We start from the raw sequence: 19,643 nt of genomic DNA, 5'->3' as shown, positions 1-19,643 counted from the left end.
GCTCAGCCGGCCATCGAAGCGGCAAAAAGGGTCAGCCCCATCAGCATCACCAGCAGCGCGCCGCCGATCTCGATTACGCGGCCTATGGCCGTGGCGCGGCCGGAGCCGGGGCCGGCCAGCCTTATGGCGAGCCCTTTCGCGGAGACGGCGATGATGGCGAGCGCCGAGACCGTGATCGCCGTGCCGATCGCCATGGCGAAGACCGAGGCGATGCCGCCGAGGATCAGGCCGTTCAGCAGCGCGAAGGTGAGCACGATCAGCGCGCCGGAGCAGGGACGCATGCCGATGGCGAGAATAGCAGCACTTGCGCCCTTCCAGTCAAAATCCTTGGCCCCAAGCATTGACGGTTCCGGCATGTGGGCGTGGCCGCAGCCGCAATCGGGGCCGTGGACATGGTCATGGTGATCATGCGCCGCGTGATGGTGGTCGTCATGATTATGGTGGTCGGCGTGCCCGTGCCCATGATTGTGTCCGTGATGATCGCCGCCCGCTCCGGCAAGGGCCATCGTTTGCGTGCCGTGGCCGGAGAACAGCGGCCGCGACTTGGCGAACACGAGCCAAGCGCCGAAGCCGGCGACCAGCAGGAAGCTCGCCCGTTCCATGAACAGCGTGGCGTCGCCCATGGAAACGGCGGTGCCGCGCAACAGCAGATAGGCGGCCCCGACCAGAAGCACGGCCATGATCCCCTGGGCCAGCGACGAAAGCAGCGAAATGAGGATGCCGCGCTTCAGTTCCGTTTCGTTGGCGATCATGTAGGAGGAGATCACCGCCTTGCCGTGGCCGGGGCCCGCGGCATGGAAAATGCCATAGGCAAAGGAAAGCCCGACCAGGCCGAGCACCTTGACCGGATCATCGTGCATGGCCTTCAGAGCGCCGGTGAGCGCCCGGTAGAATTGCTGCTGGTAGTGATTGATGGTGATCAGAACGCCCTGGAAGGGACCGAAGGAGGAGGAGAAGGACGGTTCCGAGGCGCCGATGCCGAGCGGCGACTGGGCGGCGGCGAATTTCGCGCCGGCGACAAAGGCGAGGACCATCAGGACAACGGCGAAAAAGGGACGGGCTAGTCGCATGTGATATCCAGCTTGGTGGCAAACAGTTTGCTCATATCCGTGGGGTCATTGAAGAAGGCCGCCGTGAGACTATCGGCGTTTTCCGAGAGGATCTGGTCGGCGTCGGGTCTCAGAATGTTCTTCTTGCACTTGTCGAAGGCCGCCCCCTCGGTCACCAGATCGGTGTCGTTGCGAAAATCGATCGCGGTGTACATCGTCGGATCGTAGACGCCGAAAGTCAGATGACCCGACAGCGGCAGCGGCTTTTCCGGCTTTGCGGCGAAGAAGAGCAACAGCTGTCCGTCCGTCATGTCGGCATGGATAACGTCGGGCATGGCAAGCTTAACCTCCTCGCCGTTATCGGTGATCTGCGTATAGTAGTTGTATTCTGCAAGCGACTGCCGCACGGTTTCGCCGATCTCGGTCAGTTCGTCGCCGGTCAGCCGATTGTCCATGTTGGTGTCATAGTCGAGAATGACGGAGGACGAAAAAAATTCGTCGAACCGCCAGACATTCTGCAGCGCCGCGACATTGCCGTCCTGATCGGCAACCACTTCGAGCCGTGCATCGACGAAGACATGCGGATGCGCGAGCGCAGGGCCTGCAGCTCCGATCGTAACAAGGAGGCCGTAAAATGCGGCTTTCAATCTCAAGATCTGGTCCCCTGGATGGCGGCATTCTGCCGATCTTTGTCTTACTGAATCACAATTGAGTCAGAAACGTGCCGGCTCAGTGCTTTTCACAGTCGTTTTCCCGGAACCACTTCGACAGGAAGTCCACGAAGGAGCGAACCTTCACCGGCAGATAGCGCCGGTGCGGGAACACGGCGTAAATGCCGGAATGCTGCGGCAGATACTCGTCGAAGAGCGAAACGAGTTCGCCGCTGTCGATTGCCCGGCGGGCAACAAAGTCGGGCAGGAGCGCGATGCCAAGGCCCGACAGCGCTCCGCGCATGGTCACCATCGGCGAGTTGACCTCGATCGGCCCGTGGATCGGCACGCTGAAACCGGTGCCGTCCTGCGGATTGATGAAACGGAGCGTGTTGAAGGATTTCGGATTGGTGTCGACGATCACCGGGTGGTGGGCAAGGTCGGCGGGCTTGTCGAGCGGCTTTTCGAGGCTTGCCAGATAGGCGGGCGAGGCGCAGACCCGGTTGATCGAATCGGCGAGCTTGCGGGCGATCATGGTGGAATCCTCGAGCCGGGTGATCCGCACCGCGACATCGTAGCCTTCCTCGACGAGATCGACGAACCGGTCCTCGGCGACGATCTCAAGCGTCAGCTCGTTATGCGCCTTGGCGAAATCGATCAGGGACTGGCCGGCCGGCGCATCGACAAAGGTGCGCGGAACCGAAATCCGCAGTCTGCCGCGCAAATCCGTGTTGTTGGCGCGCACCGCGTCGGAGAGATTGTCGACCTCCTGAACAATCTCGGCGGCGCGGCGGAAATAGATATGGCCTGCCTCCGTCAGCGAGAACTGCCGCGTCGTGCGGTTCAGGAGCAGGGCGCCAAGGTCGTCCTCGAGCTCGCGCACATATTTGGAAAGCAGCGCCTTCGAGCGTCCGGTCTTGCGCGCGGCGGCGGAAAAGCCTTCGGCTTCGACCACATCGATGAAGGCGCGCATTCGCGTCAGGGTGTCCATGGCCGCTCCTGTTGGCTGGCGGGGAAATTTGTTTGAGCTTTGTCAAACAGATAGCACGAATGCGATCTTGGATAAGAGGATTTTGGGGTTCACCCACTTGATTTTCAAGAGTGATTTTAATATCTCTCCGCTTGCCCAAAGTCGCGCGTGCCTGTGGGTGTCCGCCGAACCCTCGAATGGTGAGGATCATCGGTAAGGTACCTGGAATTAACCCCTCCAGTCGCTTCTCCGGCCAACCGGTCAAGCGAGGACATCTTGAAGCAACGACGGTGCGGGCCTTTCTGGTGTCTCCCGGCTTTCCAACAGCCGGGGTACTAAAGAGGCACATACCATCATTGCCGGAAGTGCGGTCGGGATACCCTTCCAATCCAAGGCAGACAAAGCCGGATAAGCCGCAAGGCTTGTTCAATCTTGAGCGGTCGCCGCAAACGGTCCCCGGGGTCTCCACCGGCCGGGTTCGTGCGCGGGTCGATGCGCCCTTTGTCGACCCTAGCTTCAGGGTCATTGCTTCGAAAGAAGGGGGTTACCATGACCACCGAACGTATCGCGGAATTCTTCAAGACCCGCCGTCCCGAAGGCCCTTGCCTGGTCGTCGATCGCGAAATCGTGCGCGACAACTACACGGCATTCCGCCGGGCGCTGCCCGACAGCGCCATCTATTATGCGGTCAAGGCCAACCCCGCGCCGCAGATCCTTGAGCTTCTCGCCAGCCTCGGCTCCAACTTCGATTGCGCCTCCGTGGCTGAAATCGAAATGGCCCTTGAGGCAGGCGCCGGTGCCGACCGTATCTCCTTTGGCAACACCATCAAGAAGGAGCGCGATATTGCCCGCGCCCATGCGCTCGGCGTCAAGCTCTTTGCTGTCGATTGCCATGAGGAAGTCGAAAAGATCGCCCGCGCCGCCCCCGGCGCCCGTGTGTTCTGCCGCGTGCTGACCGATGGCGAGGGCGCCGAATGGCCGCTGTCGCGCAAGTTCGGCTGCGTTCCGCCGATGGCCGTCGACGTGCTGGTCTATGCCCATCAGCTGGGACTGGAAAGCTACGGGGTGTCCTTCCATGTCGGCTCGCAGATGACCAAGCTCGAAGCCTGGGATGCGGCTCTGGCGGATGCCAAGCGCGTCTTCGCCCAGCTTGCCAAGCAGGGCATCTACCTGCAGATGGTCAATATGGGCGGCGGCTTCCCGACCAAGTATCTGCGCGACGTGCCGACGGCGGAAGCCTACGGCCAGGCGATCTTCGCAGCCCTTTCGCGTCACTTCGGCAACCAGTTGCCGAAGACGATCATCGAGCCGGGCCGCGGCATGGTCGGCAATGCCGGCGTGATCAAGTCGGAAGTTGTCCTGATCTCGAAGAAATCCGACGATGACAAACATCGCTGGGTGTTCCTCGACATCGGCAAGTTCGGCGGTCTCGCAGAGACCATGGACGAAGCCATCCGCTACCCGATCCGCACGGATCGCGACGGCGACGAGATGGAGCCCTGCGTCTTGGCCGGCCCGACCTGCGACAGCGCCGACGTGATGTACGAGAAGACCATGTATCCGCTGCCGATCACGCTGACGATCGGCGACGAGGTTCTGATCGAAGGCACCGGCGCCTATACGACGACCTATGCCTCCGTCGCCTTCAACGGCTTCGAACCGCTCAAGTCCTACGTCATCTGAAGACCTCTTCGGATGACGGGTGTGAAGTGAGACTGCGGCCCTCCCTGCGGCCGCAGTCTCGGTAGCACGCCGGCGCGGCAGTCGCTGCCGGTCTTTTGAGGCTGTTTTTTAGGGGATTGGTCTGATGGCCCCTTTCTTTCAGGACACTGTTCTCGTCGTTGACGCACCGGCCTTCACCATCGGCGAGGAAGCCGGGTCCGATGCCGTCGCGCGGGAAAACCTTCTCGATCGCGCCATGGGGCCGATGCGCAGGAAGAAATCGTCGGAAAAGCTCCGCCGCAACCGGCTGCCGGCCGAAGGCCTGGCGCTTGTCGCCCGCGATGAGTGCGGCGTCCTGATCGGCACGGTCCGGCTCTGGCATGTCGATGCTGGCGTGGATGCTGCCGGTCGCGCCGTGCCTGCGCTGCTGCTCGGCCCGCTGGCCGTCGACCCCTGCGCAAACGGCAAGGGCGTCGGTTCGGCCCTGATGCGCGCGGCGATTGCTGCGGCTGAAGCCCGCGGCCACGGCGCGATCCTGCTGGTCGGCGATCCGGAATACTACCAGCGTTTCGGCTTTGCCGCCGAAAAGGCGGAGCATCTCGTCATGCCGGGCCCGTTCGAGCGCCGCCGTTTCCTCGGCCTTGAGCTGACGGAGGGTTTTCTTTCCGGCGCGGCGGGCCTTCTTGTCGCCACCGGCGGCAAAGCGCCCTCGGCTCGGGTCAAACCGCTTCGGCGGGCCGCCTGATCCATTTTTCCCGGATGCCAAAAGGCCCTCGCAGCATCGCCGCGAGGGCCTTTTTCCGTTGGTTTCTGAAGCGTCCGGTTCAGCCGGCCCGGCGACGATCGCTGACAGGCTGATAGGCAAGCTTTGCGTGGTATTTGCAATAGGGCGAGTTTTCCGGCGACTCGCAGCCGCAGAAGTAGAAGTCCTCCTGGGTGGGATCGCCGACCGGCCATTTGCAGGTCCGTTCCGTCAGGTCGGTCAGCGCGATCTTGCGCATGATCGGCACGACATTGTTGTCGGGCGCGGTCTTCTGCTCGGGCGCGGCCTCGGCCTCGGCGACGATCTCCTGTTTCAGCGCAGTGGCGCCGGCGGTACGCGGCGCACTCGGCGCCGATACCGGCGTTTCCGAAGGCTTGCGGCCGGCGGCGCGCGAGGCGAAGTTCGGCGCACGCGGCGGCGCGGTGTTGCGGGCTGTGGCGCGGGTGGCGGCAGACGGCGCCGAGCCGCCGCTCTTGGCGCGGCCCGGCAGCGCCAGACGGTGCACCTTGCCGATGACGGCATTGCGGCTCACGCCGCCGAGCTGATTGGCGATCTGGCTCGCGCTCAGCCCCTCGGACCAGAGTTGTTTGAGTTTTTCAACGCGCTCGTCTGTCCAGCTCATGGGTAATCTCCGGCTGTTTGCGGGCGGAATCGGTCGCCGTGCTCCGGAATGCCTCCGAAACAGGAAAGTGTCGCCAATCCGGGTGATCAGATCCGCCGCCTGCAGTTCTCTGTTGGGACTTAAGTTAGGCCCATGGCACTATCGTGGCAAGGCGACAGCGAATCGCCGGAATCCTTTTTCGCGGTTTTCCCCAACTTGGTGTTTTTCGAATTCATCATTTGCCGTGCGCGCCATCCTTCGGCGCCGCACCGCCTTTGTTGACATTGGGGTCGGAGATGACAATATATGCCAAGCCGCCGCCTGAGGCGGCATTTTTAATTTCTGCAACCGCCCCAGACTGAAACTGGCTGGCATATCGTCCTTGCCGGGAGCTTGATCACCATGTCCGCATCATCGCCGCTCTTCAACACATTCGCCAGAATACCGCTCCGGTTCGAGCGCGGCGAGGGCGTATGGCTTGTGACGGACAAGGGCGAGCGATATCTCGATTTCGCCGCCGGCGTCGCGGTCAATTCCCTCGGCCATGCCCATCCGCATCTGGTGGAGGCGCTTAAGGATCAGGCCGAGAAGCTCTGGCATGTCTCGAACCTCTACGAGGTCTCGGGCCAGGAAAGGCTCGCCGAACGGCTGACGGCCGAAACCTTTGCCGACAAGGTGTTCTTCAACAATTCCGGCGCGGAGGCGCTCGAGACCGCGATCAAGACCGCGCGACGCTACCACTTTGCCAAGGGGCATCCGGAAAAGATCGACATCATTACCTTCGAGGGCGCCTTTCACGGGCGCACGCTGGCAACCATCGCTGCCGGCGGCCAGGCCAAGTATATGGAGGGCTTCGGGCCGAAGGCGCCGGGCTTCGTCCAGATTCCGGCCGGTGATATCGACCTGCTGAAGGAGACGATCGGCGAGACGACCGCCGCGCTGATGATCGAGCCGATCCAGGGTGAGGGCGGCGTGCGCAGCGTCGACAAGGCGTTCCTCAAGGCATTGCGCGAGATCTGCGATGAACTGGGTCTGTTGCTGATCTTCGACGAGGTCCAGACCGGCGTCGGGCGGACGGGAACGCTGTTTGCCTACCAGCAGACCGGCGTCGAGCCCGATATCATGGCGATCGCCAAGGGGATCGGCGGCGGTTTCCCGGTCGGGGCCTGCCTTGCAAGCGACGAGGCGGCCTCGGGCATGGTGCCGGGTGTGCATGGCACGACATTCGGCGGCAATCCGCTGGCCATGGCCGTCGGCAATGCCGTTCTCGATGTCGTGCTGGAAGAGGGTTTTCTTGCCCATGTCCGCGAAATGGGCCTTCTGTTCCGCCAGGGGCTCGCCGAACTGAAGGACCGCTATCCCGACGTGATCGAAGAAATCCGCGGCGAAGGCCTGATGGTCGGCGTCAAGGCAAAGGTGCCGGCCGGCGAGCTTGCTGCGGCGATGCGTGACGAGAAGCTGCTGTCGGTGCCCGCCGGCGACAATGTCGTGCGCCTGCTGCCGCCGCTCACCGTCCGTGACGAGGACGTCCGGGAAGGGCTCGCGCGGCTCTCGCGCGCTGCGGCGAAGCTCTCGCCCGCCCGGTCCGCCTGAAGCATTAGAAAGAGTTAGTTCCATGTCCTCTCCGAGACATTTTCTCGACCTCTCCGCCGTTTCGGCATCCGCATTGCGGGACATTCTGGACGACGCGGCGACCCGCAAGGCAGCGCAGAAGGCGGGAACCGCCGACAAGCCGCTTGCCGGCAAGATGCTGGCGATGATCTTCGAGAAGCCGTCGACGCGCACCCGCGTATCCTTCGATGTCGGCATGCGCCAGCTCGGCGGCGATACGCTGGTGCTGTCGGGCAAGGACATGCAGCTCGGCCGGGCCGAGACGATCGGCGATACGGCCCGCGTGCTGTCGCGGTATGTCGACGCGATCATGATCCGCACGACAGACCACGCGCGGCTGCTGGAGCTTGCTGAATACGCGACCGTGCCGGTGATCAACGGGCTGACCGATGCAACCCATCCCTGCCAGATCATGGCCGATCTGCAGACCTTCGAGGAGCATCTGGGCCCGGTGGCCGGCAAGACCATTGCCTGGACCGGCGACGGCAACAATGTGCTGCACTCCTTCCTCGAGGGCGCGGCGCGGTTCAAGTACCGCGTCAACATCGCCGTGCCGCCCGGCTCCGAGCCTGACGGCCGCTTTGTCGACTGGGCGCGCAAGGAAGGGGCTGACGTGACCTTCTTCGAGGATGCCAAGGATGCAGTCGAGGGCGTCGACTGCGTGGTGACCGACACCTGGGTCTCGATGAACCAGGAGCACAAGGCGCGCGGACATAATGTGTTCCAGCCCTATCAGGTCAATGCCGATCTGATGAGGCGGGCCAATGACAATGCGATCTTCATGCACTGCCTGCCGGCCCATCGCGGCGAGGAAGTGACAGACGAGGTGATGGACGGACCGCAATCGGTCGTGTTCGATGAGGCCGAAAACCGGCTTCACGCCCAGAAATCCGTACTGGCCTGGTGTCTCGGAGCTATCGACTGAGCTGCCGGCCTCCCCCGCAAAGGGGGGAAGGAGACGAAATATGCAGGATCTGAAACAGCAACTCGGCGAACTCGGTTTCGCCGGAGACGACATGGTTGTGCCCTTCCAGGTGGATGCGCTCGATGTGCGCGGCCGCACGGTCCAGCTCGGACCGCTGCTCGACGCGATCCTGTCGCGCCATGACTACCCGGAGCCCGTTGCCCGGCTTCTCGCCGAGGTCGTCGTGCTGACGGCGTTGATCGGCACGTCGCTGAAATTTACGGGCAAGTTCACCGTGCAGACCAAGAGCGACGGCCCCGTCGATCTGCTGGTCGCCGACTTCTCGACGCCGGACGCGCTGCGCGGCTACGCCCGCTTCAGCGAAGAGACGCTGGAGGCGGCGGTTGCGGCCGGCAAGGCGGCGCCGGAGGACCTGCTCGGTCGCGGCGTGCTCGCCTTTACCATCGACCAGGGCAGTTTCATGCAGCCCTATCAGGGCATTGTCGAGCTTGACGGCAGTTCGTTGGAAATGATCGCCATGGGCTATTTCCGCCAGTCGGAGCAGATCCCGACGGCAGTCAGGCTCGGCGTTGCCAAGCTGCTTGATCGCGACGATGAAGGCCAGCCGCGCGAACGCTGGCGCGCGGGCGGCCTGGTGGCGCAGTTCCTCCCCGAGGAGGCGGGGCGCATGCGCCAGCCCGATCTGCACGGCGGCGACGGGGATGACGGCACGCTGTCTCATGCCCCCGATGACGCATGGGCGGAAGCGCAGGCGCTGGTCGAGACGATCGATCTCGACGAGATGACCGATCCGGAAGTCGGCGCCGAACGCCTGCTTTATCGCCTGTTCCACGAGCGCGGCGTGACGGTCTATCCGGCCCAGGGCGTCTACGATCGGTGCAGCTGCTCGCGCGAGCGCATTCTCGGCGTTCTCAAGGGCTTCACGGCCGAGGAGATCGACGACAGCATTGAGGACGGCAAGATCACGGTCACCTGCGAGTTCTGCTCGACGCCCTACGTCTACTCGCCGGAAGAAGTCCGGGAAGCCTGATCGAACCGCTCAGTTCACTAAATGATTGAAATGCGCCGGGCCTCAGCGTATCCCTAGAAAAACGCGAAAGGCTGACGGCGCATTTCCGTTGTCTGGTATTGCGCTGGCGAGTGGGTTGAAATGGGTTTCGGGAAATCAAAAAACAGGTTCTGTCGGCGGGACGAGGCGGCGCGCTGCGCTCTGCGGCGAATGGGCCGGCATGCGGCAGGCGAAGACCCGGTCAAGCGCCGGCAGATCGTGGAGGGCGCGCGGCAGGTGTTCATGAATGTCGGCTTCGATGCCGCCAGCATGAACGACATCACCCGCGCCGCGGGCGTTTCCAAGGGGACGATCTACGTCTATTTCGAAAACAAGGGCGAACTGTTCCAGACCATCATTCTCGAGGCCAAGCAGCGGATATTCGAGGATCTCAGGGCGACTCTCAGTGCGGAAGGCCCGGTTGACGATATACTGAAGCGCTTCTCCGCGCGCCTCGCCACCGGCATGACTTGCGAGGAGACGGTGAAGGCGATGCGGATCGCCATCGGCGTCGCCGAGCGCTTTCCCGAACTTGTGCGCGCCTTTTTTGGCGACCATCCGGACAATCTCGTGGACACGCTGACAGCCTTCGTTGTCGAACGGACCCGAACAGGCGAGCTTCGGGCCGACGATCCACGCGTTGCCGCCGTCCAGCTTCTCGAGCTTTCAACCGGGCATCTCTGGAAACGCCGTCTGTTCGGTCTGATGGAAGCGCCGCCCACCGAGGCGGAGATTTCGGAGATGGCGGAAAACGCCGTCACGCTCTTCCTGAGCCGCTATTCCGCCGGCATCTGAATTCCGCCAAATACGGTCAGTGGCCCGCGCCCCCGCCTGCATCCTCCTTCGGCTTGCGCACGACAAAAATGCAGAGGGTCAGGAAGGCAAACAGCACGGTCAGCAGCACGAAGACATCGATGAAGGCGAGCAGCCAGGCCTGTTGCGAGACCATCCGGCCAAGCTGCAGAAGCGCTGCCTTCTCGCCGTCAAGGCCGTGGCTGGAATAAAGCCCCTGAAGCGTGCCAACCCATTCCTGCGTCGTCCGGCTTGCCGCATCGACGCTTGCGGCAAGTCGATCGTAGTGGAAGTCGTCGCGCCGACTCAACAGGGTGTTGATGATCGCAAGCCCGACCGCGCCGCCGAGGTTCCGCGTCAGATTGAACAGGCCGGACGCGTTCTTGACGTCCTGCGGCGGCAGCGTGCCGAGCGCGATATTGGAAACCGGGATCATCGAGATCATCAGCGCCACGCCGCGTCCGGCCTGCGGCCAGAACAGTTCCCAATAGTCCCATTCGGCGGTGATATGCGTCATCTGCCAGGTGCAGAGCGCGAAGAGGCCAAGGCCGATGCCCATCATCACCCGCGGGTCGAGCTTGTTTTGCAGGATTCCGGCAACCGGTGCGGTCGCCATCATGAATGCGCCGGTGACGAACATCGTTTCGCCGATCATGAGTGCGTCATAGCCGCGAATGCGCGCCATATAGAGCGGGAAGAGATAGACGAGGCCATAAAGCCCGATGCCGAGCGAGAAGGAGAAGATCGACCCGACGGCGAAGTTGAAATTGCCGAATGCCCTCAGATCGACCACCGGATACCTGCTGGTGAAGGAACGGTAGAAGAAGGCGATGCCGGCGCCGACCATGATGACGAAGGCGTAGCGGATGACATCAGCCTGGAACCAGCCTTCGATATTGCCTTCCTCGAGAAAATACTCAAGCGAGCCGAGGAAGAGGGCCATGGCGATGAGCCCGAACCAGTCGAAGTGCTTGATGATCGAATAGTCGGGCCTGTCGAAGTCGATCAGCAGCCAGGCCCCGATCGTCACCAGTATGCCGGGCACGACATTGATCAGGAACAGCCAATGCCAGGAAAAGGCATCGACGAGGTAGCCGCCGACCGTCGGGCCGATGGTCGGCGCCATGGTCGCCACGAGACCCACAACGGGAATGACGGTCGAGCGTTTGGATGGCGGGAAGGCGGTGAATGCAACGGCAAAGACGGCCGGCACCAGGCCGCCCGACATGAAACCCTGCAAAGCCCGGTAGATGATCATCTGGTCGATCGAAGTGGCCGTGGCGCAAAGCGCGCTGCAGGCGGTAAAGGCGGCGGCGGAAACCGAAAACACCACGCGCGTGGAAAAGATCCGCGCCAGAATGCCCGACAGCGGTATCATGATCACTTCGGCGATCAGATAGGAGGTCTGCACCCAGGCGATCTCGTCCGCGCTTGCGGAAATGCCGGCCTGGATGTCGGTCAGCGCGGACGCGACGATCTGGATGTCGAGGATCGCCATGAACATGCCGAAGGCCATGATGACGAAGGCCGCCCATGTGCGGGCGCTGACGTGCTCCGAAGGCGCCTGTGGAGGTGTCGCCGGCGCGTTCTCGCTGCGGGCTGTGCTTTCGGCAATCTCTGTCATGGTTCACCTGTCCGGAGGGAGGACGCTCGGCCTTTGTCCGTTAGCGGTTGCCGGCGACGACCTTGCCGAGCGTGCCGTCGGGCGCGGTGCGGCTGTCGGCTTCGGCAGTGACCGAAAGACCGGCCTTCAGATAGCCCCGGTCGAGCATCTCCTGCGGAATGGAAATATGCACCGGAATGCGCTGGACGACCTTGGTGAAATTGCCGGTCGCGTTTTGCGGCGGCAGGAGCGCGAAGACCGCGCCCGAGGCCGGCGAGAAGGAAACGACCTTGCCGGTGAAGTCATCATCCTTGAAGGCGTCGACGCTGACATGAACCTCTTCGCCGATGCCTAGGCGATCAAGGTCCGTTTCCTTGAAATTGGCGACGATATAGAGGTCCTCTGTCGGCACCAGCGCGCCGAGGCGGGCGCCGGAGGAAACGAGGTCGCCGACCTGGACGTTACGGTTGCCGAAGACGCCGTCAAACGGAGCCCTGATCTCGGTGAAGGCGAGATTGCGCTTGGCCATGTCAACGGCAAGCCGGCGTTCCTTCAACGCCGCCTGCTGCTGGGCAAGCTGGGCCTCGGCGGTATTGATGTTCGATTTCGCCACCTCGATTGCGGCATTGGCGGCCTCGACCTGGGCCTTCAGCTGGTCGACCTGCGCCTTGGCATCGTCAAAGGCGGCGACGGTGGCAGCGCCCTTTTCCTTCAGCGTGTTGGCGCGCTCGAAGGCGCTCTTCGCATTCTCGATCTGCGGGTCGAGCGCGTCGCGATTGGCCTGAGCCTGATTAAGCTGGGCCTTGGCGCCGGCAATCTGCGCCTCGGTCGCCTTCAGCGCCACGTTCTGCGCGTTGAGCTGCGCTTCGGCCTGGGCGAGCGCGTTCTGGTAGTCGCCGTCATCGATCTTGACCAGAAGGTCTCCCTTGTTGACCTTCTGGTTGTTCGTGACAGCGACGCTTTCGACGTAGCCGGAGACCTTCGGCGAAATCGTCGCGATGTCACCCTCGATATAGGCATCGTCGGTGGAAACGATGAAGCGGCCCTCCGTCCACCATTGATAACCGAACCAGACGGCGCCGGCGATGACGGCAACGCCGATAACGGTAAAGATGATCCTGCGCGCGCCGCCCGACTTCTTTGCCGGAGCCTGTTCCGCAGCGGCGTGACTGTCCTCGTGATCATTGCTCATGCTGAAAGGCCTTTCTCGGCTGAACATGGGAGGGTGTCCAGCTTTGGCAATTGACAATTCGAACTGGCGAGTTCGATTTATGGCGATGCTAATGCGCCTCCCCCGCCGGCCTGTCAAGCCGAGAGACGCCAGGAACCCGGATCGGGACATCGGCGTTGATGACAGAAAAGCGTGAGCGCGCGGATATGGATTGCCGCGGCGAACCGATGTATTGAACAGCGCCATACCTGCAGCGAACGCCCGTGCGGGGCAGATGAGGAGAATTGAGTGACCGATCTATTGGCCCTCGCCGTCCAGCCCGAAGCCTGGGCAGCGCTTGTAACGCTGATCATCATGGAAGTCGTGCTCGGCATCGACAACCTCGTCTTCATATCCATCCTCACCAACAAGTTGCCGGCAAACAGGCGGCAGGCCGCGCGGCGGATCGGTCTCGGTCTGGCGCTGGTGTTCCGGCTGTTGCTGCTGGCGACCGTCGCCTTTATCGTGCAACTGACTGAACCGGTGTTTTCGGCCTTTGGCCATGATTTCTCCTGGAAGGATATCATCCTGATCGCCGGCGGCCTGTTTCTGGTCTGGAAGGCGACGAAGGAAATCCACCACAGCGTCGACCCCGAGGACGGGCCCGGCGACATTGTCGGGGGTGCGGTCAAGGCCGGCTTTTCGGCGGCGATTTTCCAGATTCTGCTGCTTGATCTGGTGTTCTCGATAGACAGCATCATTACCGCCGTCGGCATGACCGATCATCTGCAGATCATGGTGATTGCCGTCGTCGTCGCCGTCACGCTGATGCTGGTCGCCTCCGGTCCGCTTGCCCGCTTCATCGAGGCCAACCCCACCATCGTCATGCTGGCGCTTGCCTTCCTGCTGATGATCGGGATGACGCTGATCGCAGACGGGCTCGGTTTCCACGTGCCCAAGGGATATGTCTATGCCGCGATGGCGTTTTCGGGCCTTGTGGAGTTTCTCAACATGCTGGCGCGGCGCAAACGCAGGCTTGACCGCGCCGCTGGCGGCGAAAAGCCCGCCACGGAAGGCGGGTCGGCCGGCCATTGAGCCTGACGGCTTGACGGAAAGGGTTGAATATGGCCTAAGGCAGGCCAGACAGAGCCGCCTTGACTGACGGGCCATGGATGCCTTGCGGCTTCAGCGAATTTCAGCACTGGAAGAACTCTTTCGGCCGGATATGACCGTCACCCGATCCGGCCGGCAGCATGGACGAACACGATGAGCACAACCGGCCCCCGCCTGCGCATAGCGCCTTCTCCCACCGGCGAGCCGCATGTCGGCACAGCCTATACGGCGCTTTTCAACTATCTCTACGCCAAGAAGATGGGCGGCACCTTCATTTTGCGTATCGAGGACACGGACGCTTCGCGCTCGACGCCCGAATATGAGAAGAACGTGCTCGACGCGCTGAAATGGTGCGGGCTTGAATGGGATGAGGGCCCCGATGTCGGCGGCGACTATGGTCCCTATCGTCAGTCCGACCGCAAGGACATCTACAAACCCTTCGTCGACAGGCTGGTGGAAGAAGGCCATGCCTTCCACTGCTTCTGCACGCCCGAACGGCTGGAGCGCATGCGCGCCGGCCAGCGCGCCGAGGGCCGCGCCCCGAAATATGACGGGCTCTGCATGCATCTGAAGGCCGAAGAGGTGAAAGCCCGCATCGAGGCGGGCGAGCCCAATGTCGTACGCATGAAGATCCCGGAAGAGGGCGCGTGCAAGTTCACCGACGGCGTCTACGGCGATGTCGAGATCCCGTGGGATGCGGTTGACATGCAGGTTCTGCTGAAGGCCGACGGCATGCCGACCTATCACATGGCGAATGTCGTTGACGACCACCTGATGAAAATCACCCATGTGGCGCGCGGCGAGGAATGGCTGGCCTCGGTGCCGAAGCACATCCTGCTCTATACCTATCTCGGCCTGGAACCGCCGAAATTCTTCCATCTGCCGCTGATGCGCAATCCCGACAAGTCGAAACTGTCGAAGCGCAAGAATCCGACCTCGATCTCCTATTACTCGGCGCTCGGCTATCTGCCGGAAGCGCTGATGAACTTCCTCGGCCTGTTCTTCATCCAGATCGCCGAGGGCGAGGAACTGATGTCGATGGATGAGCTGATCGAGAAGTTCGATCAGGATAACCTCAACAAGTCCGGCGCCGTCTTCGACACGCAGAAGCTTGAATGGCTGAATGGCCGGTTCCTGCGCGAAACGCTGTCGGAAGAGGATTTTATCCTCCGCGTCGCCGCTTGGGCTTCGGAGAACGCAAGGCTGAAGGACGGGCTGAAACTCTCCCAGAGCCGGATCACCAAGCTTGGCGAACTCCCGGCGCTGATGGGCTTCCTGCTGCAGTCGGACATGGTGCCGGCGCCGGAAGCGTTTTCGAAGATCAAGAAGACCAATCCGGAAGAAATTCTGGAAATCCTCAAGGCCGTCCAGCCCGTACTGGAAAAGCTTACCGAATGGAACGCGACGACCGTGGAAGAGGCGCTGCGCCAGCTTGCGGATGACATGGACAAGAAGCTGCGCACTGTCGTCGCGCCGTTGTTCGTTGCCATGTCCGGTTCCTCGCGTTCGCTGCCGCTGTTTGACAGTATGGCAATCCTCGGCCGCGCCGTGGTGCGCCAGCGCCTGAAGAACGCCGAGGCCGTCGTTGCAGGCATGGTCGCAGAAGAGGCAAAGAAGTAAGATGAACAAGAAATCCGAAGAACTCTCCTCTGACGCCACGGAAGTGCGCGCGCAGAAGCTCGAAATCCTGCGCGAGAAGATCGGCGACGTCTATCCGGCCCATTTCCACCGCACGATCACCAATGCGGAATTGGCGGAAAAATACGCCGACCTTCCCGACGACACGATGACGGAGGATGTCGTCACCGTTGCCGGCCGCGTCTATTCCATGCGCAATTCCGGCATGTTCGTTGACCTGCGCGATGCCTCGGGCAAGATCCAGATCTTTTCCCATAAGGACACAACGCCGGAAGAGGTGCGGGAAATGTGGTCGCTGGTCGATCTCGCCGATATTGTCGGCGTCACCGGCGTCGTCCGCCGCACCAAGCGCGGCGAGCTGACCATCAATGCGCATGAGATCACCATGCTCACCAAGGCATTGAAGCCGATGCCGGAGAAATATCACGGGCTCGCCGATATCGAGACGCGTTACCGCCAGCGCTATCTCGACATCATGAGCAATGAGGATTCGAAGCTGCGTTTCATCCAGCGCTCGAAGATCCTCTCGGGCGTCCGCCGTTTCCTCGAAGGCGAGGGGTTCATGGAAGTTGAGACGCCGATGCTGCAGTCGATCTATGGCGGCGCGTCGGCCGATCCGTTCAAGACGCACCACAACGCGCTCGACATGGACATGTATCTCCGCATCGCGCCGGAGCTCTACCTGAAGCGTATTCTGGTCTCGGGGCTCACCGACAAGGTGTTCGAGGTCAACCGCAACTTCCGCAACGAGGGCGTCTCCACCCGGCACAATCCCGAGTTCACCATGATGGAGTGTTACTGGGCCTATGCCGATTACGAGGACATGATGGGCATTGTCGAGCGCATGTTCGAGACGCTCGCCATGACGCTCCATGACAGCGCCAAGGTCAAGTTCGGCGAGATCGAGCTGGACTTCACCGGTCCGTTCAAGCGGGTGCCGATGCCGGATGCGGTGAAGGAAGCGACCGGCATCGACTTCCTGTCGATCGCGACCGACGAGGAAGCCCGTGAGGCCGCTGAAGCGGCCGGCTTCGAGGTCGAGGGCGACTGGACCTGGGGCGAGTGCCTGGCCTTCATCTTCGAGGAGAAACTGGAAGAATCGCTGATCCAGCCCTGCCACGTCACCCACTTCCCGAAGGACATCTCGCCCTTTGCCAAGGAAGTGCCGGGCGAGCCGCGTCTGGTGGAACGCTTCGAGACTTATGTGAACGGCTGGGAACTCGGCAATGCGTTCTCCGAGCTCAATGATCCGGTCGAGCAGCGCCGCCGCATGGTCGAGCAGCTTGAGCAGGCCCATGCCCGTGGCGAGATGGAAAAAAGGCTGGACGACGATTTCCTCAACGCCATGGACCACGGCATGCCGCCGGCGGGCGGACTTGGCATCGGCATCGACCGTCTGATCATGCTTCTGACCGACGGTCCCTCGATCCGCGACGTCATCCTCTTCCCGGCCCGCCGCCACAAGGACTGAGGCTGAGATTGGCCCGAACGCCATCGTACCTTAGTTCTGATGGCGTTCGGGCGCGCGTTTACTTAAACGTTCAGCGAACGGTTTCCGCCAGGGTGCGCGCCAGTTCTTCCCTTGGCTTCAGATTACAATAGGCCGGACGGTCGCGCTCGAAACGCCAGCTTTCCGAAAGCGTTCCGGCGTCGAGCGGGTCAAATCCGAATGCGTTGTAGAGCGCTGCCACTTCGGCTTTTGCCGCTTCGTCATCACCTGCAAGCGGCAAGGCGAGGCGATCCGGCGCGCCTTCGGGGCGTGAGGCGGGTTCAACATCGATCATGCGTATGGCGTTGAAGGCCTTGACGACGCGCGCGCCGGGAAGCCTGGCTGCCAGAAGCTCACTTGTCGTTGTCTCGCCTTTGTCGAGTGCGTCGATATGGCCGTCACGCTCGAAATAGTAGTTCACGGCGTCGATCACGATCTTGCCGGCGAGCCTTTCGGCGGGCAGGGTATCGATCGCTGAAAGCGGAATGGCGATGACGACGGCGTCTCCGAATGCGGCGGTCTCATCGACCGTGCCGGTCTCACATCCGATTGCGCCCTGCAGGCTGAACAGGGTCTGCGGCCCCCTCGAATTGCTGATCATGACGGTATGTCCGGTTTCCACGGCCTTGGCGGCGATCGTGCGCCCGACATAGCCCGCGCCGATAATTCCGATCTTCATGGTTTTCTCCAATTGAGTTGGTGATACCTCCGTGTAATACGCTACCATTTGTTCTTAAATCGCTTTTACTGTTGTTCAGAAACAACTGAGAGGGGATAATGTTGGATCGGATCACCAGCATGGCCGTCTATGTCAAAGCGGCGGATCTTGGCTCGTTTGCAGCCGCTGCCGATGCTATGGGCATCTCGCCGCAAATGGTCTCCAAGCATATCCGTTTTCTGGAAGATCGTGTGGGCGCCACCCTCATTCATCGCACGACACGAAGACAGGACCTGACGGATACCGGGCGAGCCTTCTATGAACGGTGCAAGGTCATTCTGGCGGAGACGGAGGCAGCGGAAAATCTGGCCACCGACATGCATCGCCATCCCAGTGGCTTGTTGCGGGTCAATGCGCCGAGAACGTTTGGCGGGTTGGCGTTGCCGCCTGTAGTCAGCGCGTTTCTGGACCGCTATCCCGACGTTCAGGTGGAACTGACGCTGGATGATCGTTTTGTGGACCCGGTCGAGGAAGGCTACGATGTGACGATCCGCATCGGTGCGCCCGCCAATGCGGGGCTCAGTAGCGTGCCGCTCGGTTTTTATCATCTGATCGCCTGCGCGGCGCCGGCTTATCTGGCGCGTCACGGGTACCCTGAAACGCCGGAAAAACTCAGCGAACATCAGTGTCTGATCTTCGGGCAACGGGCGGGGAATACGCTCTGCCACTGGACATTCGCGCGGGACGGCCGGAGCCATGAGACGCGCGTCGATGGTCGCCTTTTCAGCAATGACTGGCGCGTGCTGATGCACGCCGCGCTTGAAGGACGGGCCATCGCCTTCGGGGCGGAAGCGATTCTCCGAGAGGAACTGAAGGCGGGCCGGCTGGTTCGGCTGTTTGAAGACTACGAGACGCCGAAACGCCCGGTTCATGCGCTCTATCTGGCCGGACGAAAACCGGCGGCCCGAGTGCGGCGCTTTGTCGAAAGCCTGGAAGCTGCGTTCGCCCCGAAGGCCTGATCGTTCGGGCTCGTCAACGGTCTGGAAGCCAACGGTTTCAGCATTACAAATCCGTCATTGTTCTTGTCTGCGAACCATTTACTTCCCACATTTAGATGGGACAATCATGGGAGGCTGAAATGGCTCAACTGAAGGACAAGGTGGCCATCATCACGGGCGGTTCCGGCGGGATCGGGATCGCCACGGCCAAGCGCATGACCGCCGAAGGCGCGAAGGTGCTGCTGGTCGACCTCGACGAGGATGCGCTGAAGGATGCGGTCGCCGAACTCGGTCATGACAAGGCGGCCTATGCGGTGGCCGACGTCACCGATCCGGAGCAGACGCAGGCCTATGTCACGGCCGCGGTCGAAAAGTTCGGCAAGCTCGATATCCTCATCGCCAATGCCGGCATTGAGGGCGTGGTCAAGCCGATTACCGATTACCCGATCGAGATGTTCGACAAGGTGCTGGCGGTCAATGTGCGCGGCATCTTCCTCGGCCTGAAATATGCCATGCCCGAGCTGAAGAAGACGAAGGGCAATGTGGTGATCATGTCGTCGGTGGCAGGCCTTGGCGGTACGCCGGATGTATCCGCTTATATCACCTCCAAACACGCGCTGGTCGGACTGATGCGCACCGCTGCCCTCGAGGGCGCGCGCGACGGCATCAGGGTCAATTCGATCCATCCCTCGCCTGTCGAAACGCGGATGATGCGTTCGCTGGAGGAAGGGTTTGCGCCAGGCCATGGCGGCGAGGCGAAGAAGGGGTTTGCCGCCAGCATTCCGCTGCAGCGCTATGCCGAACCCGACGAGATCGCCGATGCCGTGATCTATCTCGCCAGCGATCAGGCGAAATTCGTCACCGGCGTGCGTCTGCCCGTCGATGGCGGCATGACCGCCGACTGACAAAAAGCTCTCTCCCGC

General features: G+C 62.0%; 18 protein-coding genes. 11 read left to right on the top strand and 7 right to left on the bottom strand.

Annotated elements, in window-relative coordinates; all coding sequences use genetic code 11:
• Window positions 1-2: 2 nt before the first annotated feature.
• From JET14_RS16880 to JET14_RS16870, 3 genes are all read right to left on the bottom strand, one after another.
• Window positions 3-1,070 (bottom strand): nickel/cobalt transporter, encoded by a 1,068-nt coding sequence (locus tag JET14_RS16880; RefSeq protein ID WP_200334997.1) that lies wholly within the window; start codon window positions 1,068-1,070, stop codon window positions 3-5.
• Window positions 1,061-1,702: a DUF1007 family protein gene (locus JET14_RS16875; protein ID WP_432443045.1), complete on the bottom strand. Its 642-nt coding sequence runs from the start codon at window positions 1,700-1,702 to the stop codon at window positions 1,061-1,063. The genes JET14_RS16880 and JET14_RS16875 overlap by 10 nt, the downstream gene beginning before the upstream one ends.
• Window positions 1,703-1,778: 76 nt before the next feature.
• On the bottom strand, window positions 1,779-2,690 hold the full coding sequence (locus JET14_RS16870) for a LysR family transcriptional regulator (protein WP_200334996.1): 912 nt from the start codon (window positions 2,688-2,690) through the stop codon (window positions 1,779-1,781).
• Between the two features lie 528 nt (window positions 2,691-3,218).
• Here JET14_RS16870 and odc2 point away from each other — a divergent pair.
• Window positions 3,219-4,352, top strand: coding sequence for an ornithine/lysine decarboxylase (odc2, locus tag JET14_RS16865; protein ID WP_200334995.1), 1,134 nt, complete (start codon window positions 3,219-3,221; stop codon window positions 4,350-4,352).
• 124 nt (window positions 4,353-4,476) lie between these two features.
• A complete protein-coding gene (locus JET14_RS16860) occupies window positions 4,477-5,076 on the top strand; it encodes a GNAT family N-acetyltransferase (protein ID WP_200334994.1) in 600 nt (199 codons plus the stop codon).
• 79 nt (window positions 5,077-5,155) lie between these two features.
• Here JET14_RS16860 and JET14_RS16855 read toward each other — a convergent pair whose 3' ends face one another.
• Window positions 5,156-5,716 (bottom strand): GcrA family cell cycle regulator, encoded by a 561-nt coding sequence (locus JET14_RS16855; RefSeq protein ID WP_200334993.1) that lies wholly within the window; start codon window positions 5,714-5,716, stop codon window positions 5,156-5,158.
• A 381-nt stretch (window positions 5,717-6,097) separates the two neighbouring features.
• Here JET14_RS16855 and JET14_RS16850 point away from each other — a divergent pair, with 381 nt between their 5' ends.
• The 4 genes from JET14_RS16850 to JET14_RS16835 all read left to right on the top strand — a co-directional run bounded on the left by JET14_RS16850 (window position 6,098) and on the right by JET14_RS16835 (window position 10,074).
• On the top strand, window positions 6,098-7,288 hold the full coding sequence (locus tag JET14_RS16850; protein ID WP_200334992.1) for an aspartate aminotransferase family protein: 1,191 nt from the start codon (window positions 6,098-6,100) through the stop codon (window positions 7,286-7,288).
• Between the two features lie 22 nt (window positions 7,289-7,310).
• A complete protein-coding gene (gene argF / locus JET14_RS16845; RefSeq protein ID WP_200334991.1) occupies window positions 7,311-8,231 on the top strand; it encodes an ornithine carbamoyltransferase in 921 nt (306 codons plus the stop codon).
• A 40-nt stretch (window positions 8,232-8,271) separates the two neighbouring features.
• Window positions 8,272-9,261 carry an Hsp33 family molecular chaperone gene (locus tag JET14_RS16840; protein WP_200334990.1) on the top strand — a complete coding sequence of 330 codons (990 nt, stop codon included), beginning with the start codon at window positions 8,272-8,274 and terminating at the stop codon, window positions 9,259-9,261.
• 189 nt (window positions 9,262-9,450) lie between these two features.
• Window positions 9,451-10,074, top strand: a complete 624-nt coding sequence (locus JET14_RS16835; RefSeq protein WP_200334989.1) for a TetR/AcrR family transcriptional regulator — start codon at window positions 9,451-9,453, stop codon at window positions 10,072-10,074.
• Window positions 10,075-10,090: 16 nt separating this feature from the next.
• On the opposite strand, the gene JET14_RS16830 is transcribed toward JET14_RS16835, so the two are convergent.
• The gene (locus JET14_RS16830; protein WP_200334988.1) at window positions 10,091-11,695 is read right to left on the bottom strand and encodes a DHA2 family efflux MFS transporter permease subunit; all 1,605 of its coding nucleotides are present in this window, start codon (window positions 11,693-11,695) and stop codon (window positions 10,091-10,093) included.
• Window positions 11,696-11,735: 40 nt separating this feature from the next.
• Window positions 11,736-12,866, bottom strand: a complete 1,131-nt coding sequence (locus tag JET14_RS16825; protein ID WP_200334987.1) for an HlyD family secretion protein — start codon at window positions 12,864-12,866, stop codon at window positions 11,736-11,738.
• A 333-nt stretch (window positions 12,867-13,199) separates the two neighbouring features.
• Between JET14_RS16825 and JET14_RS16820 the strand changes: the two genes are divergently transcribed.
• The 3 genes from JET14_RS16820 to lysS all read left to right on the top strand — a co-directional run bounded on the left by JET14_RS16820 (window position 13,200) and on the right by lysS (window position 17,046).
• Window positions 13,200-13,919, top strand: coding sequence for a TerC family protein (locus JET14_RS16820; protein WP_432443089.1), 720 nt, complete (start codon window positions 13,200-13,202; stop codon window positions 13,917-13,919).
• Window positions 13,920-14,090: 171 nt separating this feature from the next.
• Window positions 14,091-15,557 (top strand): glutamate--tRNA ligase, encoded by a 1,467-nt coding sequence (gltX, locus tag JET14_RS16815; protein WP_200334985.1) that lies wholly within the window; start codon window positions 14,091-14,093, stop codon window positions 15,555-15,557.
• Between the two features lies 1 nt (window position 15,558).
• Window positions 15,559-17,046 (top strand): lysine--tRNA ligase, encoded by a 1,488-nt coding sequence (lysS, locus tag JET14_RS16810; protein WP_200334983.1) that lies wholly within the window; start codon window positions 15,559-15,561, stop codon window positions 17,044-17,046.
• Between the two features lie 70 nt (window positions 17,047-17,116).
• Here lysS and JET14_RS16805 read toward each other — a convergent pair whose 3' ends face one another.
• Window positions 17,117-17,743 (bottom strand): NADPH-dependent F420 reductase, encoded by a 627-nt coding sequence (locus JET14_RS16805; RefSeq protein WP_200334981.1) that lies wholly within the window; start codon window positions 17,741-17,743, stop codon window positions 17,117-17,119.
• A gap of 98 nt (window positions 17,744-17,841) precedes the next feature.
• On the opposite strand from JET14_RS16805, the gene JET14_RS16800 reads away from it, so the two are divergent.
• Window positions 17,842-18,741 carry a LysR family transcriptional regulator gene (locus JET14_RS16800; RefSeq protein WP_246750355.1) on the top strand — a complete coding sequence of 300 codons (900 nt, stop codon included), beginning with the start codon at window positions 17,842-17,844 and terminating at the stop codon, window positions 18,739-18,741.
• A 119-nt stretch (window positions 18,742-18,860) separates the two neighbouring features.
• On the top strand, window positions 18,861-19,625 hold the full coding sequence (locus tag JET14_RS16795; protein WP_200334979.1) for an SDR family NAD(P)-dependent oxidoreductase: 765 nt from the start codon (window positions 18,861-18,863) through the stop codon (window positions 19,623-19,625).
• Window positions 19,626-19,643: the final 18 nt, after the last annotated feature.

It is taken from the genome of Martelella lutilitoris, from assembly GCF_016598595.1.
Lineage (GTDB): Bacteria > Pseudomonadota > Alphaproteobacteria > Rhizobiales > Rhizobiaceae > Martelella > Martelella lutilitoris_A.
The sequence above is the reverse complement of the archived record's forward strand: the minus strand, read 5'-3'. Positions and strand labels throughout refer to the sequence as shown.